The sequence below is a fragment of the Leclercia sp. GHBNCSD genome, assembly GCF_055805075.1.
The window spans coordinates 2,672,100-2,696,809 of sequence record NZ_JBQVYO010000001.1; the positions used below are offsets into that span (position 1 = coordinate 2,672,100).

The following is a 24,710-nucleotide window of genomic DNA, read 5'->3' on the forward strand; positions in this document are numbered from 1 at the left end:
TTATGATAATGATTATCATTCATATTAAAGGCTAAACGCGCGTAAAGCGAGCGGGTATAATCGCCTTTACAGATCCCTTACATTCAAATTTCCTGATGATCTTCATCATGGTTATCAGAGTTCATCTTATCCTGTTAACGGGTAAGGTAAAGCTATCAAATCGACAGCTTGTGTAAGGATATCATCATGACATCTTCTCGTATGCCAGCACTGTTTTTGGGCCACGGTAGCCCCATGAACGCGCTGGAGGATAACGTCTATACCCGCGCCTGGCGTCATCTGGGAGAGACGTTGCCGCGTCCGAAAGCAATCGTGGTGATTTCTGCACACTGGTTTACCCGTGGCACCGGTGTTACCGCGATGGAAACGCCGAAAACGATCCATGATTTTGGCGGCTTCCCGCAGGCGCTGTACGACACGCACTATCCGGCACTGGGATCACCGGCCCTGGCGCAGCGGCTGGTAGAGCTGCTGTCGCCTCTCCCGGTCATCCTTGATAAAGAGGCGTGGGGCTTTGACCACGGCTCCTGGGGCGTGCTGATCAAGATGTACCCGGATGCCGACATCCCGATGGTGCAGCTTAGCATCGACAGTACCAAACCGGCGGCGTGGCACCTTGAGATGGGCCGTAAGCTCGCCGCGCTCCGTGACGAGGGCATCATGCTGGTAGCCAGCGGTAACGTGGTGCATAACCTGCGCACAGCCCGCTGGCATGGAGAAAACACGCCCTATCCGTGGGCAACGTCGTTTAACGATTACGTGAAAGCAAACCTGACCTGGCAGGGGCCGGCTGAAGAACATCCCCTGGTGAACTATCTGGCGCATGAAGGCGGCTCGCTCTCAAACCCGACGGCGGAACATTTCCTGCCGCTGCTCTATGTCCTGGGCGCGTGGGATGGTCAGGAGCCCGTTTCCACACCGGTGGACGGCATTGAGATGGGCAGCTTGAGTATGTTGTCGGTGCAGGTGGGGTAAAGCGCCCGGTGGCGCTGCGCTTACCGGGCCTGCGGAGTGATGTAGGCCGGATAAGGCGAAGCCGCCACCCGGCACCACAGGCTACTCCACGAAGATATGCGGATAGAACCGCGACAGATCCTGGGTGATCAACGCCCGATCTTCACGAATACCAATCCCGGCTGGCTGATCGTTGATCAGCCAGCTGCCGATCAGCATGTAGCTGTCGCCATACTTCGGTAACTGACAGAACTGCTGGACGATCATCCCTTCTTCGCCATACGGACCTTCTACCGCTTCCACGGTGTTACCGTTTTCGATAATCGATACGTTGGCGCCTTCGCGGGAGAAAATCGGCTTTTTGACATACTTCTCCATCTGCGGATAGTCATCTTCCGCGAAGTAAGCGGGCAGCAGGTTTGGATGGTCCGGGAACATCTCCCACAGCAGCGGTAACAGCGCTTTGTTGGAGATAATGCTCTTCCAGGCCGGCTCCAGCCAGCGCACGCCAGCATCTTCCAGCTTGGTAGAGAAGACTTCGCGCAGCATGTATTCCCACGGATAGAGCTTGAACAGGTTACTGATTACCTGGTCCTGCAGATCGGTGAACTGGCCTTTTTCACCCAGCCCGATATCTTCCATGTAGAGAAATTCGCTGGCAACGTCCGCTTCGGCGGCGCAGTCCTGTAGGTACTGTACCGTGCCGCGATCTTCGACCGTGTCACGACAGCAGGCAAAGTGCAGCAGGTTGAAGCCGTGCTGTTCGCGCAGTTCAGCGAAACGCGCGATCAGCTTTTCCTGCAGACTGTTGAACTGGTCACTGCCTTCCGGAAGATGGCCTGCGTTCTGCTGATCTTCCAGCCAGATCCACTGGAAGAAGGCCGCTTCATACAGGGAGGTTGGTGTATCGGCGTTGTTCTCAAGCAGCTTAGGCTCGCCGGTGCCATCCCACGCCAGATCGAGGCGGGAGTAGAGCGACGGCTGATGGGTCAGCCATGACTGACGCACAAAGCCCCAGGTGTGCTTCGGAATGCGGAATTTAGTCAGCAGCTCATCGCTGGCGATCACCTTTTCCACCACCTTCAGGCACATCTGATGCAGCTCCGCCGTCACCTCTTCCAGTTTTTCAACCTGGGCGAGGGTCAGCTTGTAGTAGGCATCTTCACACCAGTACGGCTCGCCGTACATGGTGTGGAAGTTGAAACCATATTCGGTGGCTTTTTCGCGCCAGTCCGGGCGCTCAACAATACTGACTCGTTCCATTATCAGCCGCCCATTGAGCGCGTTGAGGTGCCGGTCGCGCTGCGTTGCATGGTGTTCTGTTTGGCAACAGATTCACCAAAGCCGCCGCGGGTAACGGTGCTGGTGGTCGCCGGTTTAGGCGCCATAGCGGTTTTCGGAACGGTCATGGTGCGGCCTGGCTGGGCAGCACCGTAACCTTTGCCGCTGGCATCGGTATACTGGCCGTAAGCCGGGCTGGCCGGGTTTTTAGAGCTGAACAGCGGTTGCTGCTGATAACCCGCGCCGCCGCTCATCAGTCGGCCCATCATGTAACCGGCCATCAACGGCATCCAGAAACTGCCGCTGGATTGCGCCTGCGCCTGGTTTTCTGGCGCCGTGCCCGCCTGAGCCGGAGCAGGCGCCTGCTGGCACTGACCTTCGCCAAATTCCGCCACGCAGTCTTCACGGCTGGCATATTTCGGCGCGGTACGTTCGGCCTCTTTCAGGGCATTGTTGTAGGCGGTAGTACACTCTGCCTTGTTGCCGGTGGCGGAGGCACAGTCATCGGCATTCTGGTAGAGCGAAACCGTTTCGTCGCTTTGCTCACAGCCTGCCAGCATAAACACGGCGCCCAGCGCCAGGGCGACAGGAGTGAGGTGACGCGCGTTCCAGCTTTTGCGGAACGTGGCGTGATTAATGGATTTTGTCCGTTTCATGATCGTCTTCCAGGACCCAGTGATAAAACACAGAAAATAACGCTCAGAATAGAGGATGAGTGGTGGAAATTGAAGCGATGGGGGCGAAACTGGGGGATCTTTACGTTGGCTTACGTTTTTTTGTCGGGCAGCGCGATAATACCCGGCCAGGATAGCCCTGGCCGGATGACATCATTAGTTGCTGGTGGTACGCGCAGCGGCGGCGGTTAAGCCATCAGCAGAGGCAGCCTGCTGTGGATTTTCCGGGGCCACAACCTCTGGGGTAGTGGAGATAGGTTTACCCAGAGCGCCGTTCAGCGCCAGCAGATCCTGCTCGTTCAACGTACCCAGCGCTTGCTTGATGTTCAGCTGGTTAATCAGGTAGTTATAACGGGCATTGGAGAGCTGTTGTTTGGCGTTATAGAGCGTGGTGGTCGCGTCCAGCACGTCAACAATGGTACGGGTACCGACCGCGTAACCCGCTTCTGACGCATCCAGCGAGCTCTGAGCAGACACTACGGCCTGTTTATAGGCATTGATGCTGCTGACAGAGGCATTCACGTTGTTGAAGGAGGAACGCACGGTCTGCACAACGCTGCGGTGCGCACTTTCAAGCTGCTCGCTGGCACCGACAAAGTTGTACTGCGCCTGTTTGACCTGCGAATTGACCTGGCCGCCCTGATAGATTGGCAGAGAGAAGTTCAGGCCGATTTTATTCTGGCCAACGTCGCTGTCGTTGTACTGGGCTCCGCTGGTTCGTGAACCACTGTAGCTGGTGTTTGACACCCCGGTAGAGGCGCTCAGGCTCAGGGTTGGCAGATGGCCATCCTGTGCCAGGCGGATCTGCTCGCGGGCCAGATCCTGGTTCAGGCGGGCCTGCAGCAGGCTCAGGTTACGGTTTTCAGCTTCTTTCAGCAGGGCATTCACCGCCTGCGGCTTTTCGGCTTTGAAGCGATCAACGTTCAGGGAAGCCAGCTGTGGGTAATAGTTACCGGTGACCTGACGCAGCTGTTCAACGGCGTTATCCAGGTCGTTACGCGCGGTCACTTCGTTCGCCAGTACGTTATCGTATTGCGAACGGGCGTTCTGCACGTCGGTGATGGCGACCAGGCCCACGTTAAAACGCTGGGTGGTCTGATCGAGCTGACGGTAGATAGCTTGTTTTTGCGCTTCAATATAGGAGAGCGTATCGATAGCGCTCAGCACTCTGAAGTAGGCGGTGGCCGTGTTCAGGATCAGGGTCTGCTGGTCGGTCTGATAGGTCACATCCTGAATACCGGCAGATTTCTCCTGCAGGCTCAGGGTACGCCATTTAGACATATCAAACAGCGTCTGGGTCAACTGGAGTGAACCGCTGGTGACGTTGGAGTCGATGCCGTTAGCATCACGGTAACCGTTGTTATAGGTATAGTCTGCACCTAAACCCAGCTGTGGTAATAATGGGCTGCGTGCTTCATTAATTTTTTCAAATGCAGCATCACGATCGGCGGCGGATTTACGCAGTTCCGGATTACTCAGACGTGCCTGCTTATAAACCTGTATCAGGTCCTCTGCCTGACTCACCGCGCTGAAACCCGTCAGGCTCAGGCCGATGAGGATGGGGAGCAATTTCTTCATTTGCTTTCCTTGTTGTGAAGCTTAGTTAGCGCTGATCTAATTTAAAAAATATCTACCGATTCTAGCAGACTTCGCCACTGCAAAAGGTTGGCGTTCCGTGCCATGCGGCAGTAACTTGCACCAATTTACCATACTGTTGTAGAAACCGCATTTTAGCAGAATTGAATTTCACCTTAACGCCACCATTTATACCAGGATGCAAACATGGATAAACCAGAGAAGTTGCCAGTGACTTTTACAAAAAACGATGTAGAAATTATTGCACGAGAAACGCTCTACAGCGGATTTTTTTCACTGGAATTATACCGTTTTCGCCATCGTCTGTTTAACGGCGAAATGAGTGGCGAAGTGCGGCGCGAAATTTTTGAGCGCGGGCATGCTGCAGTCTTGCTACCCTTTGACCCAGTGCGTGATGAAGTGGTACTGGTAGAGCAGATTCGCATTGCCGCGCTGGATACCAGCGAAAGCCCGTGGCTGCTGGAGATGGTAGCCGGGATGGTTGAAGCAGGCGAGACCCCGGATGAGGTCGCCCGTCGCGAGGCGATGGAAGAGGCCGGGCTGATGGTTGGGCGTACAAAACCGATTTCGAATTATCTGGCAAGCCCTGGCGGCACCAGCGAGCGTTTATCGGTTCTGGTAGGCGAAGTGGACGCCACGACCGCGCAAGGGATTCACGGTCTGGTTGATGAAAACGAAGATATTCGTGTTCATGTGGTAAGTCGGGAGCAGGCTTATCAATGGGTAGAAGAGGGGAAAATCGACAACGCGGCGTCTGTCATCGCTTTGCAATGGCTACAGCTGCACTATCAGGAATTAAGAAACGAGTGGAAAAAATGAAGCGTTATACACCTGACTTCCCTGAAATGATGCGCCTGTGCGAAACCAACTTCGCCCAGTTGCGCCGTTTGCTGCCGCGTAATGACGCGCCCGGCGAAACAGTGAGCTATCAGGTGAGCAACGCGCAGTATCGGTTAACGATTACGGAATCAACCCGTTACACTACGCTGGTGGAGATTGAACAAACGGCACCTTCCATCAGCTACTGGAGCCTGCCGTCGATGACGGTGCGGCTGTACCATGACGCGATGGTCGCTGAAGTGTGTTCAAGTCAGCAGATCTTCCGCTTCAAAGCGCGTTATGATTACCCAAATAAAAAGTTGCATCAACGTGACGAAAAGCATCAAATTAATCAGTTTCTGGCTGATTGGCTAAGATACTGTTTAGCACATGGAGCGATGGCGATTCCGGTTTGTTAGCGTCGTGAAACCTACCTAAGGACACCATTTGGAAAGCCTGTTGAACCTGACTGTTGCTGGTGGGGCGCCAGTCAGGGTATTACAAATTACCGATACTCACCTGTTTGCCAATAAGCATGAAACCCTGTTAGGTGTGAATACCTGGGAGAGTTATCAGGCTGTTCTGGAAGCCATTCATGGCCAGAAGCGCGAATGCGATTTGATAGTCGCAACGGGCGATTTGGCGCAGGACCAAACCGCCGCGGCTTATCAGCATTTCGCTGAAGGTACCGCGAGCTTTCACGCGCCCTGCGTCTGGTTACCGGGAAACCACGATTTTCAACCTGCGATGTACAGCGCACTTCAGGATTCAGGCATTTCGCCCGCTAAACGGGTCTACGCCGGCGACCACTGGCAGATTCTGCTGCTCGACAGCCAGGTCTTCGGCGTGCCGCACGGTGAGCTGAGCGATTTTCAGCTGGAGTGGCTGGAAGGGAAACTGGCGGCTGAGCCGGAGCGCAACACCCTGCTTTTACTGCATCATCATCCGCTGCCGGCAGGATGTAGCTGGCTCGATCAGCACAGTCTGCGCAACTCCGCCGCCCTGGATCAGGTGCTGGAAAAATTCCCGCGGGTGAAGCACTTGCTCTGCGGGCATATCCATCAGGAGCAGGATCTCGACTGGAACGGTCGTCGCCTGCTGGCTACGCCTTCTACCTGCGTGCAGTTCAAACCGCATTGCGCGAACTTCACGTTAGATACCATTGCGCCAGGCTGGCGCTGGCTGGAACTGCATGCCGACGGCTCGTTGACCACCGAAGTCTGCCGCCTGGAAGGCACCCGGTTCCGCCCGGATACCGCTTCAGAAGGCTACTGATGTCTGCGCTCCTTTATCTGCACGGGTTCAACAGCTCCCCGCGCTCGGCAAAAGCGACGCTGTTTCGCCAATGGCTGGAGGTTCATCATCCCGACGTCGAGATGATCGTCCCGCAATTGCCGCCGTACCCGGCTGACGCTGCCGAGATGCTGGAGACCATCGTCATGGCGCACGGCGGCGAGCCTTTCGGTGTGGTGGGCTCTTCCCTTGGTGGCTACTACGCCACCTGGCTCTCTCAGTGCTTTATGCTGCCCGCCGTGGTGGTGAACCCAGCGGTGCGGCCTTTTGAGCTGCTGGTGGGCTATCTTGGGCACAACGAGAACCCCTACACCGGACAGCAATATGTGCTAGAGTCTCGCCATATTTACGACCTCAAAGTGATGCAGATTGATCCGCTGGAAGCGCCAGATCTTATCTGGCTGCTGCAACAGACGGGTGATGAAGTGCTGGATTACCGCCAGGCAGTGGCGTATTACGCCTCCTGCCGCCAGACTGTAGAAGAGGGTGGCAACCACGCTTTCACGGGCTTTGAGGATCATTTCACCCAGATTGTCGATTTTCTCGGTCTGCACAGCCTCTGACAATCGCTGCGAATTGCTAGTTTAAATCATGACGCAAACCTATAACGCTGATGCCATTGAGGTACTCACCGGGCTTGAGCCGGTTCGCCGCCGTCCGGGGATGTATACCGATACCACGCGCCCAAACCATCTGGGCCAGGAAGTAATTGATAACAGCGTCGACGAAGCGCTGGCGGGTCATGCCAGACGCGTTGACGTTATTCTGCATGCCGACCAGTCGCTGGAAGTGATCGACGACGGGCGCGGCATGCCTGTCGATATCCACCCGGAAGAGGGTGTGCCGGCGGTTGAACTGATCCTCTGCCGCCTGCATGCGGGCGGTAAGTTCTCCAATAAAAATTACCAGTTCTCAGGCGGTCTGCACGGGGTAGGTATCTCCGTGGTGAACGCCCTTTCCAAACGCGTTGAAGTGACCGTTAAGCGCGACGGCCAGGTCTACAACATCGCCTTTGAGAACGGCGATAAAGTGCAGGATTTGCAGGTGATCGGTACCTGCGCGAAACGTAATACCGGTACCAGCGTCCACTTCTGGCCGGACGAGAGCTTCTTCGACAGCCCGCGTTTCTCGGTTTCTCGCTTAACGCACATCCTGAAAGCGAAAGCGGTGCTCTGCCCTGGGGTAGAAATTACCTTCAAGGATGAGGTCAACAACAGCGAGCAGCGCTGGTGCTACCAGGATGGTCTGAATGATTATCTGGGCGAAGCGGTTAACGGCCTGCCAACCCTGCCGGAAAAACCGTTTATCGGTAATTTTGCCGGTGATACGGAAGCGGTGGACTGGGCGCTGCTGTGGCTGCCGGAAGGCGGCGAGCTGCTGACTGAAAGCTACGTTAACCTGATCCCGACCATGCAGGGCGGCACGCACGTGAACGGCCTGCGCCAGGGGCTGCTGGACGCGATGCGTGAGTTCTGCGAATACCGCAACATCCTGCCGCGCGGCGTGAAGCTGTCGGCGGAAGATATCTGGGAGCGCTGCGCCTACGTCCTCTCCGTGAAGATGCAGGATCCGCAGTTTGCCGGTCAGACTAAAGAGCGGCTTTCTTCACGCCAGTGCGCGGCGTTTGTCTCCGGCGTGGTGAAAGATGCCTTCAGCCTGTGGCTGAACCAGAACGTGCAGGCCGCAGAAATGCTGGCCGAAATGGCGATCTCCAGCGCCCAGCGCCGTCTGCGCGCGGCGAAGAAAGTGGTGCGTAAAAAGCTCACCAGCGGCCCTGCGCTGCCGGGCAAGCTGGCGGACTGTACCGCACAGGATCTGAACCGCACCGAGCTGTTCCTCGTGGAAGGGGACTCTGCGGGCGGGTCGGCCAAGCAGGCGCGCGACCGTGAATATCAGGCGATCATGCCGCTGAAGGGTAAGATCCTTAACACCTGGGAAGTCTCTTCCGATGAGGTGCTGGCGTCGCAGGAGGTGCATGACATCTCGGTGGCGATCGGTATTGATCCGGACAGCGAAGATCTCAGCCAGCTGCGTTACGGCAAGATCTGTATCCTTGCGGATGCGGACTCCGATGGTCTGCACATCGCCACGCTGCTGTGCGCGCTCTTTGTGAAGCATTTCCGCACGCTGGTGAAAAACGGCCATGTCTATGTGGCACTCCCGCCGTTGTACCGTATCGATCTCGGTAAAGAGGTCTATTACGCCCTGACGGAAGAAGAGAAAGCGGGCGTGCTGGAGCAGCTTAAACGCAAGAAGGGCAAACCTAACGTGCAGCGCTTTAAAGGGCTGGGCGAGATGAACCCGTTGCAGCTGCGTGAAACCACGCTCGATCCGAATACCCGCCGTCTGGTGCAGCTCACCATCAGCGATGAAGATGAGCAGCAGACCACTGCGGTGATGGATATGCTGCTGGCCAAGAAGCGCTCGGAAGACCGCCGCAACTGGCTGCAGGAGAAGGGCGACCTGGCAGATATCGAGGGTTGATGGCATTACCGTGCTGACCTCACTGCGGATGCAGATCGCTGCTCAGAGCCTCTCCCGTAGCGATCGCTGACCAGCGAGTTCTCTTTTCATAAGGCCTTTATCCGCCGCGTTAGCTGCTGAATAACGCAAACGGGTAAAGGCCCAGGAAAAGTCTTTCTAAACGCGGGCGCGACGGTGCCTGTGCAGCCACATCAATTTATAGGCCGCCGGAATAATAAACAGCGACAGCAGTGGTGCCGTGATCATGCCACCAATCATCGGGGCAGCAATCCGGCTCATCACTTCCGAGCCTGCGCCAGCGCCCCATAGAATGGGCAGCAAACCGGCAAGGATCACCGCGACCGTCATCGCTTTAGGCCGCACACGCAGAACCGCCCCCTGATACAGCGCAGCGTCCAGTTTTACAGTACTGAAGGTGCGTGGATCGTCCAGAGATGGATCGGCCTCGATGGCATGGCGCAGATACATCAACATTACTACCCCAAATTCCGCGGCTACCCCGGCCAGCGCAATAAAGCCAGTACCGGTGGCTACCGACATGTGAAACCCCATCCATAACAGGAACCAGAACCCGCCCACCAGGGCAAAGGGGACGCTGGTAATGATCAGTAACGCTTCACCAACGCGACGAAATGCCAGATACAGCAGCACAAAGATGATGAGTAATGTCATCGGCACCATCAATTTCAGCTTCTGGCTGGCGCGCTCAAGATATTCAAACTGCCCGGAGAAGGTTACGCTGATGCCGGGTTTTAACTGCACATTTTCAGCAATCGCCTGCTTCAGGTCGTTAACTACTGATAACAGGTCACGATCGCGGGCATCAATATAAATCCAGCCTGTGGGACGCGCGTTTTCTGTTTTGAGCATCGACGCGCCTGTTGAGACCGTTACGTCTGCGACATCCCCAAGGGTGATTTGCTGTTTCATCGGGGTCAGGATGGGCAACTGACGCAGCTGTTCCGGGCTATTGCGATAGCGTTGGGGATAGCGAAGGTTAACAGGATAGCGTTCAATGCCCTCCACCGTTTCGCCAATCATGGCCCCACCGACGGCGGAGGTAATAAACAGCTGCACGTCGGCTGGGGTCATACCGTAGCGCGCCGCTCTGTCGCGCTGGATCTCCACGTTGATATAGCGCCCGCCAGCCAGACGCTCTGCCAGAGCCGAGGTGACCCCCGGCACGGTTCTGGCCACCCCTTCAATCTGCTCTGCTGTGGCGTCGATATCGGCCAGAACCCTACCGGAGACTTTGATGCCAATAGGGCTTTTTATCCCGGTCGAGAGCATATCAATGCGGTTACGGATGGGCGGTACCCAGAGGTTTGCCAGCCCCGGCAGGCGCACCGTTTTATCCAGCTCGGCCACGATCTTGTCCATCGTCATACCTGGTCGCCACTGATCTTCAGGTTTCAGCTGAATGGTTGTTTCCACCATCTCCAGCGGTGCCGGGTCGGTTGCCGTTTCCGCTTTTCCGGTTTTGCCAAAAACGCGCGCAACTTCCGGCACGGTCATGATCAGTTTATCGGTAGTTTGCAACATCGCCGCCGCTTGCGCAGCGGAAATGCCCGGCAGGGTAGAGGGCATATACAACAGATCGCCTTCATTAATTTGCGGCAGAAACTCCCCCCCGATCTTATTGAGCGGCCAGATGACGGTCAAAACCGACAGCACCGCCACCAGTAAGGTCGTTTTCGGCCAGCGCAGCACTTTGAGCAACAGGGGGTGATACAGGCGGATCAACAGGCGGTTCAATGGATTACTGGTTTCCGCCGGGATCTTGCCTCTGATCCACAATCCCATCAGGATCGGGATCACCATGATCGCTAATAGGGCAGCCCCCGCCATCGACCAGGTTTTGGTAAAAGCCAGCGGTCCGAACAGGCGTCCCTCCTGGCCTTCCAGGGTAAAGATCGGAATGAAGGACAAAGTGATAATCAACAGGCTGATAAACAGCGCCGGTCCAACCTCAACGGACGCCTGGGTGATCACCTGCCAGCGTGTGTCGTTGCGTAGCTTCTGGCCCGGATGCTGGTGTTGCCACTCTTCCAGGCGCTTATGGGCATTTTCGATCATCACGATAGCGGCATCCACCATCGCGCCAACGGCAATGGCAATGCCGCCAAGGGACATGATATTGGCGTTAATTCCCTGAAAACGCATGATGATAAAGGCGAAGCACAGGCCAAGCGGCAGTGAAATAATCGCCACCAGCGCGGAGCGCAAATGCCAGAGAAACAGGGCGCAGACCAGGGCAACCACAATGAACTCTTCCAGCAGTTTATGGCTCAGGTTACCGACGGCCCGGTCAATAAGCTGGCTGCGGTCGTAAGTGGTGACAATCTCCACCCCTTCCGGCAGGCTTTGCTTTAACGTCTCCAGCTTATTTTTGACCGCGGAGATCACCTCCCGGGCATTTTTACCGGAACGCAGGATCACCACGCCCCCGGCCACTTCTCCTTCGCCATTAAGCTCAGCGATACCCCGGCGCATCTCCGGTCCAGTCTGCACCCGCGCCACGTCACGCAGATAAATCGGTACACCGTTGACGCCAGCTTTTAGTACGATGGTATTGAAATCATCCAGCGTTTGCAGGTAGCCGCTGGCCCGGATCATATACTCGGCTTCAGAGAGCTCGACAGAGGCACCCCCCGCCTCCTGATTGGAGGCATTCACTGCGGCTTTCACCTCCGCCAGACTGATGCCGAACTGGGTTAGTTTCTGAGGATCGACCACGATCTGGTACGCTTTAACCACGCCTCCCACCGACGCCACTTCGGCAACATCCGGGAGAGTTTTCAGCTCATATTTCAGGAACCAGTCCTGTAAAGAGCGCAGTTCAGCCAGATCGTGTTTGCCGCTGCGATCCACCAGCGCATACTCAAAGATCCAGCCTACGCCGGTGGCATCCGGACCCATTTCTGCCGTTACGCCCGCGGGCAGTTTGCCCTGGACCTGGTTGAGGTATTCCAGCACCCGGGAGCGCGCCCAGTACCGATCGGTACCCTCTTCAAAAATGACATACACATACGAATCACCAAACTGCGAAAAGCCGCGCACCGTTTTTGCGCCTGGCACAGAGAGCATGGTGGTGGTGATTGGGTAGGTGACCTGATTTTCTACCAGTTGCGGAGCCTGGCCCGGATACTGGGTTTTTACGATCACCTGTACGTCAGAGAGATCCGGCAAGGCATCAACCGGGGTGTGGAGGATTGTCCAGGTACCCCAGATGCTGAGAAACGCTACGCCCATTAACATCAGAAAACGGTTAGCCACCGAACGGCGAATAATCCATTCAATCATTTGCTTTCCCTTCGTGCGAATGGCCGGTGGTACGCATTCTCTCCAGCGCGCCTGTGATGTTTGCCTCTGAATCGATCAGGAACAGGCCGCTCGACACGACCTTTTCACCCTCTGTAAGTCCGGTACGAATGGCGGTGATACCCTGGGATTCATGGAACACTTCAACCAATTTCGGGACAAAGCGCCCCTCGCTATTAACGGTAATAACCCGTTGCTCATCACCGCTGTCGATTAACGCGGTGGAAGGAATTAACAGCATGGGCTGACTTTGGCTGTTGAGTTTTAACCAGGCATTCATACCCGGTTTCAGGGTCTCGTCCGGGTTATCCACCTCCAGGCGCAGCTGGAGCGTGCGGGTTGCCGCATCCACACTCGGCAGCAGCGACCATTTCTTCACGGAGAGCGTTTTATCCGGCCATGCCGGCACAGAATACGTGAACTGTGATGTATCGTTAATCAGCCAGGCGATGGATTCTGGCACTGAGGCTGTGATCCACACCGGGTCCATACCCTGGATTTTGGCGACTACGTTGTCTTTAGCGATGTTCATCCCGCTGCGCAGATCAAATGCGGTAATCACCCCGTCAATAGGCGCTTTCAACGTGAAGCGGGTCTGAATTTTGCGGCTGGAGATGAGACGCCGTACAGCCTCGTCCGGCATACCCGCCAGCCGCAGGCGCTCAAGGATCCCTTCAGTTTGAGTACCTGTCCCGCCAGTCTCCTGCAGGAGTAAATATTCACTCTGTGCTTCAACCCAGTCCGGGATAGTCATGTCCACCAGCGGCATCCCTTTGCGCACTTTGTCCCCCACGGTCAGGGGATAGACTTTCTCAATAAAGCCCGCTGAGCGTGCCTGCAGGATAGCAAACTGATATTCGTTGTAGCTGACATTGGCCGGGAAGGTCCGCTGATACTGCAACGGCCCCTGGCGAACCGACTCCACCTTTACGCCGAGGTTTTGTGTCTGGGTCGGGTCGATGCGAATGCCAGGGGCAGGGGTTTCCCCTCCCTCTTCATCGGCATACTTCGCCACCAGATCCATATCCATAAAGGGTGACTTGCCTGGTTTATCAAAGCGGGTGTTGGGGTACATCGGGTCATACCAGAACAGCACTTGCCGGTGCTGCTCTGTGGCGGGAGCTTCCGTGGTCGAATGCGCAGCTGAAATAGAGAAAGCAATGCCCGCGGTAATGCTCCCGCCCAGGATCGCGCCACCGACAATAAGTGCTGTGTTTTTAATGTTGAAAGGCATCATAGTTATTCCATTCACGCTCAGTGCACCGTATCTGGCGAAATTAATCCTGGGTGTGGATATCCTGTAATAACGAGATGTTGCCCTGCTGCACAAAGGTAAATTTAACCTTGTCGCCCGGTTTAATATCCTGCAGGTGCGTCGTGGGGGTCAGGGTGAAACGCATTGTCATTGCTGGCCAGTTCAATGCCGCGACAGGTCCGTGGGCGATGGTTATCTTTTTTTCTTGCATATCAATATGTTTGACTTCTCCTGTGGCGTTGACCACCGGATGTTGCTCTGCCGTTGCCGCGGTGGGCTGCATGTTTGCCATGTCATGCCTGTCGCTGGCGTGCGCGCTGAACAGGGTCGCGGAACAGAGGCCGAAAAAGAGTGCGGTAGAGAGCGTTTTCATCGTGATAATTCCTGAGTGAAGTAAGGGGGTTATTCAATCCAGCCGCCGCCGAGAGCGGTGAATAACGTAATTTCGTTTACCTGACGGGCGTAGTTAAGGTCGAGTAAGGTCTGCCGGGTGGTAAACAGGGCGCGTTCGGCATCCAGCACTTCGATATAGCTGACCGCGCCATGCTGATAGAGGCCTCTGGCGCGCTGTTGGGTTATCTGCAGCGAGGTGAGATAGCGCTGCTGCGCCGCAATCTGATCGCTAATGTGCTGGCGTAATGCCAGCGCATCCGCAACCTGTTTAAAGGCGGTCTGGATCTTATTTTCATAATTCACTACCGACTGTTGCTGACGAATTTCAGCCAGGCTGAGGTTCGACTGATTACGTCCGGCATTAAACAGAGGCAGCTCGATTTTGGGGATAAAATTCCACATCCCACTGCCCGCAGAAAACAGGCTGGATAACTCGGTACTGCTGCTGGATAACGCGCTGGTGAGAGTGATGGACGGGAAAAAAGCGGCGCGGGCGGCACCGATATTGGCATTGGCCGCCAGCAGTTCGTGTTCAGCCTGCATGATATCCGGGCGCTGCAATAAAATGTTTGAGGAGAGATTTGGCGGTAATACTACGCCATTATTTGCAATATCCTCGCGATAGCCATTCTTCGGCAGCGGGTTCCAGGTACCCAGCAGCAGATGCAGGGCGTTATCGGCCTGCACCAGCTCCCCTTGCCGCCTGGCGATATCGCTGCGGGTGCTCTCTATGACGCCACGCGCCTGCTCCAGTGCCAGCACACTGGTGCTGCCTGTCAGCAGTTGCTTCTCAACAAAGGTATAAGCACGCTCATAGTTGGCTAACGTCTCCTGGGCCACCTGGAGCTGGGCCCAGGCCCGCTGCTGATTGAAATAGGCCTGCGATACATTCGAGATAAGTAAAATATGTACCGCCCGATGAGCTTCGGCGCTGGCAAGATACGCCTGACGCTCAGCTTCACTCAGATTTTTTAAGCGGCCAAAGAAATCCAGATCGAAGCTAAGGTTGAGGCCTGCTTCATAGTCCCCCGTGGTCGATGCATTCCCGTCCACTCTCCCGCTCACTGTTTTACGGCCATCCATCGTCAGTTGCGCAAAACGGTCGGCATCCGTTACGCCGTATTGCGCCTGGGCTTCCTCTACTTTCAACGCCGCCATTCGCAAATCGCGGTTATTTACCAGCGCTTCGTCTATCAGAGCCTTGACGTGCGGATCGACAAAAAAGGCCCCCCAGCCGCTATCCCGGTAACCCGGCGTTGTAGCCACTAATGCATTCTGGCTGAGCGAGAATTGCGACGGCACCGGGGCGGACGGGCGCTGATATTCCGGTGCCAGCGAAAGACAGCCGGTCAGAATAAAACTTACGCTGAGCGTCATTAATTGAAATTTACGCATAGGTTTTCTCGCCCGGGCGGATCCTTAAAGGGGGTAGTTCAACGACGGGTACTTTACGTTCCGGACTCTGTTTGACGGGTGACAGGAAAATGACAAAGCTGTCATTAAGCGGAATATGCCTTTGCTATCGAATCCGGGATGCCTAAAATCTCAGGCTCGCAGCGCAGGGCAGGGAGAGAACGTCATGAAAATTCTGATCGTCGAAGACGAGAAAAAAACCGGCGAGTATTTGACTAAGGGGCTGAAAGAGGCCGGGTTTATTGTCGATCTGGCAGACAACGGCCTGAACGGTTTTCATCTGGCAATGACCGCAGATTACGATCTGTTGATCCTCGACATTATGCTGCCGGATGTGAACGGCTGGGATATTGTCAGGATGCTGCGCACGGCCAACAAAGGGATGCCCATTCTCCTGCTCACCGCGCTGGGCACCATTGAACATCGGGTCAAAGGGCTTGAGCTGGGCGCTGATGATTATCTGATTAAGCCTTTTGCCTTTGCCGAACTGCTGGCCCGGGTAAAGACGTTACTCCGTCGTGGCGCGGCGGTGATGGTCGAAAGCCAGTTTCAGGTAGCCGATCTGACCCTCGATCTGGTCAGCCGTAAGGTAACGCGCAACGGAACGCGCATCACGCTGACCAGCAAGGAGTTTACCTTGCTGGAGTTCTTCATTCGTCATCAGGGCGAAGTATTGCCCCGGTCGCTGATTGCATCTCAGGTCTGGGACATGAATTTTGACAGCGATACCAATGCCATCGACGTGGCGGTGAAAAGGTTGCGGGGCAAGATTGATAACGATTTTGAACCACGGCTCATCCAGACCGTGCGCGGTGTAGGCTATATGCTTGAGGTGCCAGATGATCTTTAGGCGCTCCCCCCGGCCTTTTTCGTTGGCCACGCGGCTCACGTTCTTTATCAGCCTCGCCACCATTGCCTCTTTTTTTGTCTTCACCTGGGTAATGATCCACTCCGTAAAGGCACATTTCGAAGAGCGCGATATTCATGATTTGAAGCAGATAGGCTTCACCCTCGAAACGGTACTGAGCCATCAGGAGGAGCCGGAAAAAGAGCGGCTGGAAATCCTGCAAAATGTCGTGGCAGGCTTCGCCAATATCTCTGTTTTGCTGCTGGATAGGGATAATCGTCCGGTTTTTCAGTCCTCAACCGGACCCGATTTGAACACCCTTCTCAACGATCCCGCCCCTGGCAGAGATTTGCGTGCCGGACATGTGCTCTTATGGCGTGATCCCGCCCCGCACCAGGGAATGGCTGATAGTGCGCAGGCGCAGCACAGCGCCTGGCGTATAATTATGCTACCCATCGGCAAAAAAGCAGATGGCACGCCCGCCTATAATTTACTGATGGCGCTATCGATCAATTTTCATCTGCATTATATCAATGACCTCAAAAACAAGCTGATGATAATGGCGTCGATAATCAGCATTATCGTGATCTTTATTGTGCTGTTTGCCGTCTATCAGGGGCATAAACCTATCCGCAGTTTAAGTCAGCAGATCAAAAATATTAGCTCGGCCGATCTCGGTGTCCGCTTAAATAACCAAAATGTGCCCATTGAGCTGGAAAGGCTGGTGATCTCTTTTAACCATATGATTGAGCGTATAGAAGATGTCTTTAACCGGCAGTCCAATTTTTCTGCCGATATTGCTCATGAAATGCGTACCCCGATCACTAATCTTGTCACGCAAACCGAAATAGCTCTCAGCCAGCCACGTAACGTGAAAGAGCTGGAGGAAGTGCTCTACTCCAGCCTGGAGGAGTTTTCACGCATGTCGAAAATGGTCAGCGATATGCTATTTCTCGCCCAGGCAGATAATAACCAGCTGATCCCGGAAAAAGAGAAGCTGGATCTGGCGACGGAGATCGCCACGGTTTTCGACTTCTTTGAAGCTCTGGCCGAGGAACGCGAAGTAGCGCTAAGCCTGGAGGGGCAGGCCACCCCGGTGGAGGGCGATCCGCTGATGCTGCGTCGGGCAATAAGCAACTTACTGTCAAACGCCATCCGTTATACCCCACGCGGGAGCACCATTACCGTTCACCTGCGCTCAGGGGAAGGGGAAGTGCATATTAGTGTGGAAAACCCGGGCACGCCTATAGCGCCTGTGCATTTATCCCGGCTGTTCGATCGCTTTTATCGGGTCGATCCCTCTCGTCAGCGAAAAGATGAAAACAGCAGCGGCATCGGTCTGGCGATCGTTAAATCCATTATTACTGCCCATAATGGACGGGTATCCGTTGAGTCAGATAAAACCTCGACGCGCTTTATTCTGATGCTGCCTGCTCAGTCAGGGGCCATTAATCCGCCGTTATGATGAACAGGAAAAGTATCACTATGCTGTCATTTTTTCAGAGATGAATGAACATGAGCGCGCAGCCGTGTGTCTCAGGGCTGCAGATGATTCTTCCGGTACTGTAAGGGCGTCTCTCCGATCCCCTTTTTAAACGCGCTGATAAAGTAGGTCACGTCTGAAAACCCCACCCGCGCGGCAATCTCCCGCACGCTGGCGTCTGAATGCAGCAGGCTCTCACAGGCTTTGCGTAATCGTAACGTATTCAGGTAATCGTGAATTTTCTCTCCCGTCTCCGCATGGAATTTCCGTGATACGTAGCTGCGGGATTTACCCAGCTCGTCTGCCAGCGCATCAAGACTGAACTTATGCTGGTAGTGCTCATCCAGCCAGAACATTACCTGGCTGGCGATACCGTGGCTGTTGCCGGGCTGGCCTTCGTCATCGTGCGGCAGCATGGCGAACAGGCTAATCAGCAGGCTGGCGATGCGCTCGCCGTTCAACGGCGGCGGGTAGCAGCTGAAGAGATGATCGATATGGCTGTGGCAGTGGGCCATGTCCGCTACCCAGGCTTCTCCTCCCCGTTGGGACAGCTTCTGGAGTCGCTGTTGGGTCTGGGGAAAATCACGCAGGGCTTTCATTACTGCATGCTGATCGAGATGAATAATGGTCCGGCGGTAGTTCGCTTCGGCCTGGGGGTCGACCATCACCTTGTGCAGGGTAAAGGGGGGAAAGAAAAACAGCCTCCCCGGGCGCATGGTGTAGTGGCGGTTATCGACAATCGCCACGCCAAAGCCCTCTTCGACATAGAGGATCTCCAGACACTGATGCCAGTGGTGATAGCGCACGGTGTTGGCGAACAGACGACTGAACGACACGAGGGTATCGTTCAGGGTGATGAGCTCAAGGTGTTCCGGCGTAGGTGTCTCGCGCATAGTGCAATAAAACTCAACTTTTCCCTTTTCTTTCCTCTTTATAAACCACCATTTTAAATTTCCTCAACTGCGGGTTTATTCATCTCTCACTCCTGTGACCCGGCTAACATTTCTGCACCTTGTTGATTAACTATGCTTTGCCGCAGTTGATTGCGAGGACAAGCGTATGTGCGCGGCAAATAAAGAAAAATCAAATCCGTTGTCATCCCGCCAGGATCTGGTGGCGGCCCTGAACATGTGGCTTGCGGCGGTAGATAATCAGTTTCCGGCGGGGAGTTCGCGGTTTTCACTGGGCGATACCTGCGCGCACTACGCCCGGGATGTGGCGCAGATGGAGGGGCTCTCCCGGATCTTATGGGGGCTGTTTCCGTTGATGGCCGCAGGCGACAGTACGCCGTTCAGCGATAAGTACCTCACCGCCATTAAGCAGGGCACCGATCCGCAAAGCGCAGGCTACTGGGGCGAAGCCGGGCCTTATGACCAGCGTCTGGTGGAGATGGCGGCCTATGGCCTCGGGCTGGCGCTCCTACAGGACAAACTTACTGAACTGTTTAGCGAACGTGAGCTGATGAATCTGCACGCCTGGCTGAACCAGATCACCGACGCGACGATGCCGGACAGCAACTGGAACTACTTCGCCATCATGGTCCAGCTTGGCTTTAAGCGCGCCGGACTGCCCTACGACCAGCAGGCCATCGATCGCCGCTTCGCCATGATGGAGACCTACTATCTGGGGGACGGCTGGTACTCCGACGGTCCGGGACGGCCAAAGGACTACTACATCTCAATGGCGTTTCACTTTTACGGTTTGATCTACGCCACCCTGAGCGGTGATGAGGCGAGGGCAGAGGTGCTGCGCCAGCGTTCGCGCCTGTTCGCGGAAGATTTTATCTATATGTCCGCCGCCGACGGCGCCTCGGTGCCCTTTGGCCGCAGCCTGACCTACCGCTTCGCGATGGTCGCCTTCTGGAGCGCGGTGGCTTTTTCCGGGCTGGAGGTGTTCACGCCGGGGGTTGTGAAAGGGATCATCCTCCGTCATCTGCGCTGGTGGCAGCAGCAGCCGATGACCGATCGCGACGGGATCCTGACGCTTGGCTTCGCCTACCCGAACCTGGCGATGTGCGAGGACTATAACTCCCCCGGCTCGCCTTACTGGGCGCTGAAAACCTACCTGATTCTGGCCCTGCCGGAGAGCCATCCGTTCTGGCAGGCAGAAGAGCAGCCATTACCTGCGCTTGCCGAAAAGCGCCTCATTCCCCATGCCCAGCAGATCCTGATGCAGGCGGATCACGTCACGATGCTCACCGCCGGACAGCTGGAGCTGAACAACTATGTGAACACCGAGGCGAAATACACCAAATTTGCCTACTCCAGCCGCTTTGGGTTCACCATCGAGCGCGGACGCTTCGGCATCAAGCATGCTGCCTGCGACTCCATGCTGCTGCTGGCCGATGGTGATAACTACTTCCGCGGACGCCGTGAATGCGAGGCGGTCCGCGTCGACGAGAACTTCATCTTTTCGCGCTGGTCGCCGTGGCACGACGTCCACATTGAGAGCTGGCTGGTGCCGTTTGGCGAGTGGCATCTGCGCCTGCACCGCATCAACAGCGCCCGCACGTTGCAGACGGTGGAGGGCGGTTTTGCGGTAATGAAAACCGACCATCAGCTTATCGGGCGCGGCAGTTATCTGAATGCCGCGAACGGCAGCAGCGTCATTGTCGATCTGTCGCCTGTCATCAGCCGTCAGCCTGACAGCGTGGTGACGCCACCCAACAGCAGCATCATGTTTGCCGAATGCGCCGCCATTCCGGTGCTGACCACCACTCTCCCGCAGGGGGAGAGCTGGCTATGCAGTGCGGTATACGCCTCCGGGAAAGCGCGTGCAGAGGCAAACACACCACAACTGAAAATAGAAGATAACCGGGTCGTTATTTGCGCGCCCGGAAGCGAACGTAAGCTGTCGTTCATTTTATAAGAGCCTTACCCTGGATATCGGCGAGGATGGTATGAGCAACAAAACTGAATATTACAAAATCAGCAGTTTTATCTTTCTCTATTTCTTTACCTGGTCGGCCAGTATTGGTTTGCTGGCGATCTGGCTCGGGCAAAAAGCCAACCTGAGCGGCTCGGTGATCGGCACCGTATTTGCGGTAAATGGTGTCTTCTCCGTTATTCTGAAACCGATCTATGGCTATATTCTGGATAAGATCGGCATGAGCAAATACCTGCTCTATTTTGTGGTGGCGATGTCCGCCCTGATGGCGCCGTTCTTTATTTATGTCTATCAGCCGCTGTTAATGTCCAACACCATGCTGGGGATTATTATCGGCGCGCTCTATTTAAGTTTCGCCTGGTATGCGGGCGTCGCGGCGTGCGAATCCTATTCCGACCGTTTCAGCCGTCTGAACGGCATGGAATTTGGTCAGATCCGTATGTGGGGATCGCTCGGCTGGGCGGTGGCATCGTCGTTCTCCGGCCTGCTGTTTAACCTCTCTCCTGCGTACAACTTCATTATGGGCAGCGTGGCGTCGGTCATTATGCTGATTGTCCTCCTGAGCCTGAAGGTGAACACCAACTCGGCCCATGCCGGTGAGGTGCTGACCAAAGAGAAAATCGTTCCGGCGGATGTTTACGCCCTGCTGCGCAGCCGCAAATTCTGGGCCTTCTGCCTGTACGTGGCGGGCGTGGCGTGGATGATGTTTATCGCCGAGCAGCAGTTCTCGCGCTATTTCGTCACCTTCTTTGATGACGTGCATCAGGGCAACGCGGTCTTTGGCTATCTGGGCACCGTGCAGTCGGGGATGGAATTTGTCATGTATATGGTCATCCCGCTGTTCGTGAATTTTATTGGCGCCAAGCGTGGGTTATTGATTGTCGGTCTGATTGTCGGGGCGCGCCTGATTATTTCCGGGATCTGCGATTCGCACCTGCTTATTTCGGTTCTCAAGCCGCTGTACGGTCTGGAGATCTGCCTCCTGCTGGTGTCGGTCTTTAAATATATCGCCGAGCATTTCGATAAACGCGTGAACGCCACCATGTATCTGCTGGGCTATCAGGCAATGCTCTACGTCGGTAATGTCGTGGTCTCTTCCCCTGCGGGTTATATGTATGACCGCATCGGCTTTGAGCAGACCTATATCATCATGGGCGCTACGGCGCTGACCTTTACCCTTATTTCCGCCTTCACGTTATCCGCCTGCCAGAGCAAATGGCGCGGCGCAAAAACGCTGAACGTTGTTGAACATCACTAATTTACGTCGTCAAAGAAGGAATCGAATTATGTTAAGTCGTATCACCGAGGAACGTCTGGCCGATATTCCCGTGCCCGTGGATGAACGCGCCTTTAGCGATGAATTAATCTCGGCGCGCAGCCATATCCTCGACCTGATTAGCCGTCATTTAACGGAATTCGGTGACAAATTCCCGGCAGAAACCTGCAAAGAGGGGTTTTATCCCCTGACCGATAACGTCGAGTGGACCACCAGCTTCTGGACCGGGCAGCTTTGGCTGGCGTGGGAGATGAGCGGGGAGGAGAAATTCCGTGAGATGGCCCAAAAACACACGCGCTCGTTTGGCCTGCGCATTGCCGGGCGCAGCGACACCAACACCCACGATCTCGGCTTCCTCTACACGCTCTCCTGCGTGGCGGACTGGCGGCTGACCGGCAGTCGCGAGGCGCGCGGCTTCTCGCTGCTGGCGGCAGAAGCTTTGCTGGAGCGCTTCCACGAGAAGGCGAAGATCATCCAGGCGTGGGGCGATCTGGCTGACCCGGAACAGGCTGGCCGGATGATCATCGACTGCAACATGAATCTGCCGCTGCTCTACTGGGCGACGGAGCAGACCGGCGATCCGCGCTTTGCCGAGGCCGCTAAAGCCCATGTGATGCAGGCCGCAACGTACCTTATCCGTGACGATGCCTCCACCTTCCACACCTACTATATGGATGTGGTCACCGGCGCGCCGCGCTACGGTAATACCCAGCAGGGCTATGCGGACGACTCCTGCTGGTCGCGGGGCCAGGCGTGGGGGATTTACGGCTTCCTGCTGAGCTATATCTATACCGGCGACGAGACGATGATCGCCCTGTCAAAACGGCTGGCAAACTACTTCCTCAACCGCCTGCCGGAGGATTACGTCTGCCACTGGGATCTGGCGCTGGTGGGCACCGACGCGCTGCGTGATTCATCGTCGGCGGCGATTGCGGTATGCGGCCTGCTGGAGCTGGTGAAGCATCTGCCGGTGACTGACCCGGATCGCGAGCGCTATCTGGCGTGGGCGAAAGGGATCATGTCCTCGCTGACCAGGCACTACCTGATGGGAAAAGAGGAGAAGGGCAACGGCGTGCTGAAACACTCCGTGTATCACCTCGCCAGCAATAAAGGCGTGGACGAGTGCGCCAGCTGGGGGGATTACTTCTACGTCGAAGCGCTGGTGCGCTTTACCCAGAGCTGGAAACTGTACTGGTAAGAAAACGCTGGGGTGGCGTTGTCACCACCCCAGCACTTCAGTGATTACCCGCCGGTAGGGGGTGTCGATTTGGGCTGGCACCTGGTCAAAATAGTCCCGCGCGTGCTGGCGGGCCTCGCCGCTCAGGCTGTCCAGATAGACAATCGCTTCGTCCACGGTAGGCACCCGCCCCTCCAGTGAGGCGCTTCTCGGTGGCAGCCCGGTCCAGATCACCGCCTCGATGCCTCTTTCAGCCGCCCATTTAGCAAGCAGGCCGGTATGGCGCTCTCCAGTCAGCAACGAACCGATACCGTCACAACGTTCCTCAGGGATCCCTTCGCGCTCGCGCAGGGCCTGACAGGCAACGTTCAGGGTTTCCGCGTTGAGCCACGCCCAGAGCACGGGAACGGCAGGTGCGTTCATGCAGAGGGCGGTGGCGAGCTCGCCGCCATCGCTGATCCGACAAAATTCAACGGGGAGCGATGGCCCGTCAGTTTTCCACTCCCCGGCGACGGGGAGTGGGCCGCTTTTCCATATCAACGAGCCCCAGCCCAGACAGGCTATCTTCATCATCTTCCCTCGGTGCGGTGCTATCAGGCTTCTGGAATACGCAGCGTCTGGCCGGGATAAATTTTATCGGGGCTGGAGAGCATAGGGCGGTTGGCTTCGAAGATTTTGTTGTACTGCGACGCATCGCCATACACCGTTTTGGAGATAGCGCTCAGCGTATCACCCGATTTGACCGTGTAGTAGGTGGCTTCTTGTTGGGTGTCGGTGGCAGTGATGCTGTTTTCCACCTCGCTGACGCCCGCGATGTTCCCTACCGCGACCTGGATTTTTTCCTTCTGCTCCTGGGTGAGTCCGTCGCCTGTTACCACCGCCTTACCGTCGTTGACGTTGACCTGCACTTTGTCGGCGCCCGGTATGTTGAGTTTTTTAAGGTGTTCAGTCACCTTATCGCTCTGACCTTTGTGATCGGTCAGGTTATCCCACAGCTTTTCACCTGCCTCTTTAACGAAGTTAAAAATTCCCATTCCTTCCTCCAGATAACAATGAAATCAGAAGTAAGCATAGCAGGTGCGTTTCGAGGTGATAAAAAAAGCCCGGAAACGCTATGCGTACCGGGCCTGAGATTCGGTGCTGTTGGTATTGCCGGGCGGCACTTCGTTTGCCCGGCCTACGGTTTTGTAGGCCCGGTAAGCGTAGCGCCACCGGGCAAAACAGGGGTTAAACCCCGTTCTCCAGAATACGGATATGCGTTTCCAGAACGTCACCCTTCACCGCCTCGCTCCACGCTTTCATGTGCGGAGTCTGCAGATGCGCTTCAAGGTGCGCGATGGTTTCCCACTGCTCAACCATCACGATGGAGTCGGGGGCGGTGGTCTGGAAGCTGACACCCGCGGCGGTGTCCACCATCGGCGCGTAGCCGTGGCAGCCGGCTTCTTCTAAAACGGTCGGGATAATTTTAGCGAACTGATCCAGCACCGCCTGACGGTGATGTTGGCCAGGACGGGTACGAATTTCAGCAATAACGGTAAGCATGGTCATTTCTCCTGAT

Annotated in this window: 22 protein-coding genes; 11 read left to right on the forward strand and 11 right to left on the reverse strand. The window is 55.8% G+C overall.

Annotation, left to right across the window (positions count from 1 at the left end; translation table 11 throughout):
- The first annotated feature begins 186 nt into the window (after positions 1-186).
- A complete protein-coding gene (gene ygiD, locus ACT3IC_RS12955) occupies positions 187-975 on the forward strand; it encodes a 4,5-DOPA-extradiol-dioxygenase (protein ID WP_159339936.1) in 789 nt (262 codons plus the stop codon).
- Positions 976-1,056: 81 nt separating this feature from the next.
- On the opposite strand, the gene ACT3IC_RS12960 is transcribed toward ygiD, so the two are convergent.
- From ACT3IC_RS12960 to tolC, 3 genes are all read right to left on the reverse strand, one after another.
- Positions 1,057-2,217: a glutathionylspermidine synthase family protein gene (locus ACT3IC_RS12960; protein ID WP_336998401.1), complete on the reverse strand. Its 1,161-nt coding sequence runs from the start codon at positions 2,215-2,217 to the stop codon at positions 1,057-1,059.
- Between the two features lie 2 nt (positions 2,218-2,219).
- The gene (locus ACT3IC_RS12965; protein ID WP_103176990.1) at positions 2,220-2,891 is read right to left on the reverse strand and encodes a DUF1190 family protein; all 672 of its coding nucleotides are present in this window, start codon (positions 2,889-2,891) and stop codon (positions 2,220-2,222) included.
- A 174-nt stretch (positions 2,892-3,065) separates the two neighbouring features.
- Positions 3,066-4,487, reverse strand: a complete 1,422-nt coding sequence (tolC, locus tag ACT3IC_RS12970) for an outer membrane channel protein TolC (protein ID WP_103176989.1) — start codon at positions 4,485-4,487, stop codon at positions 3,066-3,068.
- Positions 4,488-4,691: 204 nt separating this feature from the next.
- Between tolC and nudF the strand changes: the two genes are divergently transcribed.
- From nudF to parE, 5 genes are read left to right on the forward strand one after another with little or no spacing between them, the layout of a single operon-like run.
- Positions 4,692-5,324, forward strand: a complete 633-nt coding sequence (gene nudF / locus ACT3IC_RS12975; RefSeq protein ID WP_159339938.1) for an ADP-ribose diphosphatase — start codon at positions 4,692-4,694, stop codon at positions 5,322-5,324.
- A complete protein-coding gene (locus ACT3IC_RS12980) occupies positions 5,321-5,743 on the forward strand; it encodes a DUF1249 family protein (protein ID WP_003862516.1) in 423 nt (140 codons plus the stop codon). Before nudF ends, ACT3IC_RS12980 begins: the two co-directional genes overlap by 4 nt.
- Positions 5,744-5,771: 28 nt before the next feature.
- Entirely contained in the window at positions 5,772-6,599 is an 828-nt protein-coding gene (gene cpdA / locus ACT3IC_RS12985) for a 3',5'-cyclic-AMP phosphodiesterase (RefSeq protein WP_420193540.1), read from the forward strand.
- The gene (yqiA, locus tag ACT3IC_RS12990; RefSeq protein ID WP_103176986.1) at positions 6,599-7,180 is read left to right on the forward strand and encodes an esterase YqiA; all 582 of its coding nucleotides are present in this window, start codon (positions 6,599-6,601) and stop codon (positions 7,178-7,180) included. Before cpdA ends, yqiA begins: the two co-directional genes overlap by 1 nt.
- Positions 7,181-7,208: 28 nt before the next feature.
- A complete protein-coding gene (gene parE / locus ACT3IC_RS12995; RefSeq protein ID WP_103176985.1) occupies positions 7,209-9,101 on the forward strand; it encodes a DNA topoisomerase IV subunit B in 1,893 nt (630 codons plus the stop codon).
- Positions 9,102-9,257: 156 nt separating this feature from the next.
- Here parE and ACT3IC_RS13000 read toward each other — a convergent pair whose 3' ends face one another.
- Genes ACT3IC_RS13000 through ACT3IC_RS13015 form a run of 4 tightly spaced genes read right to left on the reverse strand, consistent with a single transcriptional unit; the run spans position 9,258 to position 15,465 of the window.
- Positions 9,258-12,404 carry a CusA/CzcA family heavy metal efflux RND transporter gene (locus tag ACT3IC_RS13000; RefSeq protein WP_325941814.1) on the reverse strand — a complete coding sequence of 1,049 codons (3,147 nt, stop codon included), beginning with the start codon at positions 12,402-12,404 and terminating at the stop codon, positions 9,258-9,260.
- Complete coding sequence (locus ACT3IC_RS13005) at positions 12,397-13,659, reverse strand: efflux RND transporter periplasmic adaptor subunit (protein WP_420193541.1); 1,263 nt, start codon at positions 13,657-13,659, stop codon at positions 12,397-12,399. The genes ACT3IC_RS13000 and ACT3IC_RS13005 overlap by 8 nt, the downstream gene beginning before the upstream one ends.
- A gap of 40 nt (positions 13,660-13,699) precedes the next feature.
- Entirely contained in the window at positions 13,700-14,050 is a 351-nt protein-coding gene (gene cusF / locus ACT3IC_RS13010) for a cation efflux system protein CusF (protein WP_420193542.1), read from the reverse strand.
- Positions 14,051-14,079: 29 nt separating this feature from the next.
- Complete coding sequence (locus ACT3IC_RS13015; protein ID WP_103176981.1) at positions 14,080-15,465, reverse strand: Cu(I)/Ag(I) efflux RND transporter outer membrane protein; 1,386 nt, start codon at positions 15,463-15,465, stop codon at positions 14,080-14,082.
- A 184-nt stretch (positions 15,466-15,649) separates the two neighbouring features.
- Here ACT3IC_RS13015 and ACT3IC_RS13020 point away from each other — a divergent pair, with 184 nt between their 5' ends.
- Complete coding sequence (locus tag ACT3IC_RS13020) at positions 15,650-16,333, forward strand: copper/silver response regulator transcription factor (protein WP_103176980.1); 684 nt, start codon at positions 15,650-15,652, stop codon at positions 16,331-16,333.
- The gene (locus tag ACT3IC_RS13025) at positions 16,323-17,795 is read left to right on the forward strand and encodes a Cu(+)/Ag(+) sensor histidine kinase (RefSeq protein ID WP_103176979.1); all 1,473 of its coding nucleotides are present in this window, start codon (positions 16,323-16,325) and stop codon (positions 17,793-17,795) included. Before ACT3IC_RS13020 ends, ACT3IC_RS13025 begins: the two co-directional genes overlap by 11 nt.
- A gap of 71 nt (positions 17,796-17,866) precedes the next feature.
- Here the strand turns inward: ACT3IC_RS13025 and ACT3IC_RS13030 are convergent, their stop codons facing one another.
- The gene (locus tag ACT3IC_RS13030; RefSeq protein WP_103176978.1) at positions 17,867-18,706 is read right to left on the reverse strand and encodes an AraC family transcriptional regulator; all 840 of its coding nucleotides are present in this window, start codon (positions 18,704-18,706) and stop codon (positions 17,867-17,869) included.
- Positions 18,707-18,872: 166 nt separating this feature from the next.
- Between ACT3IC_RS13030 and ACT3IC_RS13035 the strand changes: the two genes are divergently transcribed.
- The 3 genes from ACT3IC_RS13035 to ACT3IC_RS13045 are packed head-to-tail and all read left to right on the forward strand — an operon-like array spanning position 18,873 to position 23,173.
- Positions 18,873-20,681: a DUF2264 domain-containing protein gene (locus tag ACT3IC_RS13035; RefSeq protein WP_473477722.1), complete on the forward strand. Its 1,809-nt coding sequence runs from the start codon at positions 18,873-18,875 to the stop codon at positions 20,679-20,681.
- 31 nt (positions 20,682-20,712) lie between these two features.
- On the forward strand, positions 20,713-21,957 hold the full coding sequence (locus tag ACT3IC_RS13040; RefSeq protein ID WP_197080114.1) for an oligosaccharide MFS transporter: 1,245 nt from the start codon (positions 20,713-20,715) through the stop codon (positions 21,955-21,957).
- A gap of 28 nt (positions 21,958-21,985) precedes the next feature.
- Complete coding sequence (locus ACT3IC_RS13045; protein WP_103822868.1) at positions 21,986-23,173, forward strand: glycoside hydrolase family 88 protein; 1,188 nt, start codon at positions 21,986-21,988, stop codon at positions 23,171-23,173.
- A 21-nt stretch (positions 23,174-23,194) separates the two neighbouring features.
- On the opposite strand, the gene ACT3IC_RS13050 is transcribed toward ACT3IC_RS13045, so the two are convergent.
- From ACT3IC_RS13050 to ACT3IC_RS13060, 3 genes are all read right to left on the reverse strand, one after another.
- Positions 23,195-23,725, reverse strand: coding sequence for a hypothetical protein (locus ACT3IC_RS13050; RefSeq protein ID WP_371816533.1), 531 nt, complete (start codon positions 23,723-23,725; stop codon positions 23,195-23,197).
- A 20-nt stretch (positions 23,726-23,745) separates the two neighbouring features.
- On the reverse strand, positions 23,746-24,186 hold the full coding sequence (gene lysM / locus ACT3IC_RS13055) for a peptidoglycan-binding protein LysM (RefSeq protein ID WP_103176973.1): 441 nt from the start codon (positions 24,184-24,186) through the stop codon (positions 23,746-23,748).
- 193 nt (positions 24,187-24,379) lie between these two features.
- A complete protein-coding gene (locus tag ACT3IC_RS13060; RefSeq protein ID WP_473477725.1) occupies positions 24,380-24,694 on the reverse strand; it encodes a putative quinol monooxygenase in 315 nt (104 codons plus the stop codon).
- Between the last annotated feature and the right edge of the window lie 16 nt (positions 24,695-24,710).

Coding starts and splice junctions, on each gene's coding strand:
- parE (WP_103176985.1), top strand. CDS start 7,209: ATGACGCAAACCTATAACGCTGATGCCATTGAGGTACTCACCGGGCTT.
- ACT3IC_RS13030 (WP_103176978.1), bottom strand. CDS start 18,706: ATGCGCGAGACACCTACGCCGGAACACCTTGAGCTCATCACCCTGAAC.
- ACT3IC_RS13015 (WP_103176981.1), bottom strand. CDS start 15,465: ATGCGTAAATTTCAATTAATGACGCTCAGCGTAAGTTTTATTCTGACC.
- ACT3IC_RS13020 (WP_103176980.1), top strand. CDS start 15,650: ATGAAAATTCTGATCGTCGAAGACGAGAAAAAAACCGGCGAGTATTTG.
- cusF (WP_420193542.1), bottom strand. CDS start 14,050: ATGAAAACGCTCTCTACCGCACTCTTTTTCGGCCTCTGTTCCGCGACC.
- yqiA (WP_103176986.1), top strand. CDS start 6,599: ATGTCTGCGCTCCTTTATCTGCACGGGTTCAACAGCTCCCCGCGCTCG.
- ACT3IC_RS13025 (WP_103176979.1), top strand. CDS start 16,323: ATGATCTTTAGGCGCTCCCCCCGGCCTTTTTCGTTGGCCACGCGGCTC.
- ACT3IC_RS12960 (WP_336998401.1), bottom strand. CDS start 2,217: ATGGAACGAGTCAGTATTGTTGAGCGCCCGGACTGGCGCGAAAAAGCC.
- lysM (WP_103176973.1), bottom strand. CDS start 24,186: ATGGGAATTTTTAACTTCGTTAAAGAGGCAGGTGAAAAGCTGTGGGAT.
- ACT3IC_RS13050 (WP_371816533.1), bottom strand. CDS start 23,725: ATGATGAAGATAGCCTGTCTGGGCTGGGGCTCGTTGATATGGAAAAGC.
- nudF (WP_159339938.1), top strand. CDS start 4,692: ATGGATAAACCAGAGAAGTTGCCAGTGACTTTTACAAAAAACGATGTA.
- ACT3IC_RS13045 (WP_103822868.1), top strand. CDS start 21,986: ATGTTAAGTCGTATCACCGAGGAACGTCTGGCCGATATTCCCGTGCCC.
- ygiD (WP_159339936.1), top strand. CDS start 187: ATGACATCTTCTCGTATGCCAGCACTGTTTTTGGGCCACGGTAGCCCC.
- ACT3IC_RS12965 (WP_103176990.1), bottom strand. CDS start 2,891: ATGAAACGGACAAAATCCATTAATCACGCCACGTTCCGCAAAAGCTGG.
- ACT3IC_RS13005 (WP_420193541.1), bottom strand. CDS start 13,659: ATGATGCCTTTCAACATTAAAAACACAGCACTTATTGTCGGTGGCGCG.
- tolC (WP_103176989.1), bottom strand. CDS start 4,487: ATGAAGAAATTGCTCCCCATCCTCATCGGCCTGAGCCTGACGGGTTTC.
- ACT3IC_RS13060 (WP_473477725.1), bottom strand. CDS start 24,694: ATGCTTACCGTTATTGCTGAAATTCGTACCCGTCCTGGCCAACATCAC.
- ACT3IC_RS13040 (WP_197080114.1), top strand. CDS start 20,713: ATGAGCAACAAAACTGAATATTACAAAATCAGCAGTTTTATCTTTCTC.
- ACT3IC_RS13035 (WP_473477722.1), top strand. CDS start 18,873: ATGTGCGCGGCAAATAAAGAAAAATCAAATCCGTTGTCATCCCGCCAG.
- ACT3IC_RS12980 (WP_003862516.1), top strand. CDS start 5,321: ATGAAGCGTTATACACCTGACTTCCCTGAAATGATGCGCCTGTGCGAA.
- ACT3IC_RS13000 (WP_325941814.1), bottom strand. CDS start 12,404: ATGATTGAATGGATTATTCGCCGTTCGGTGGCTAACCGTTTTCTGATG.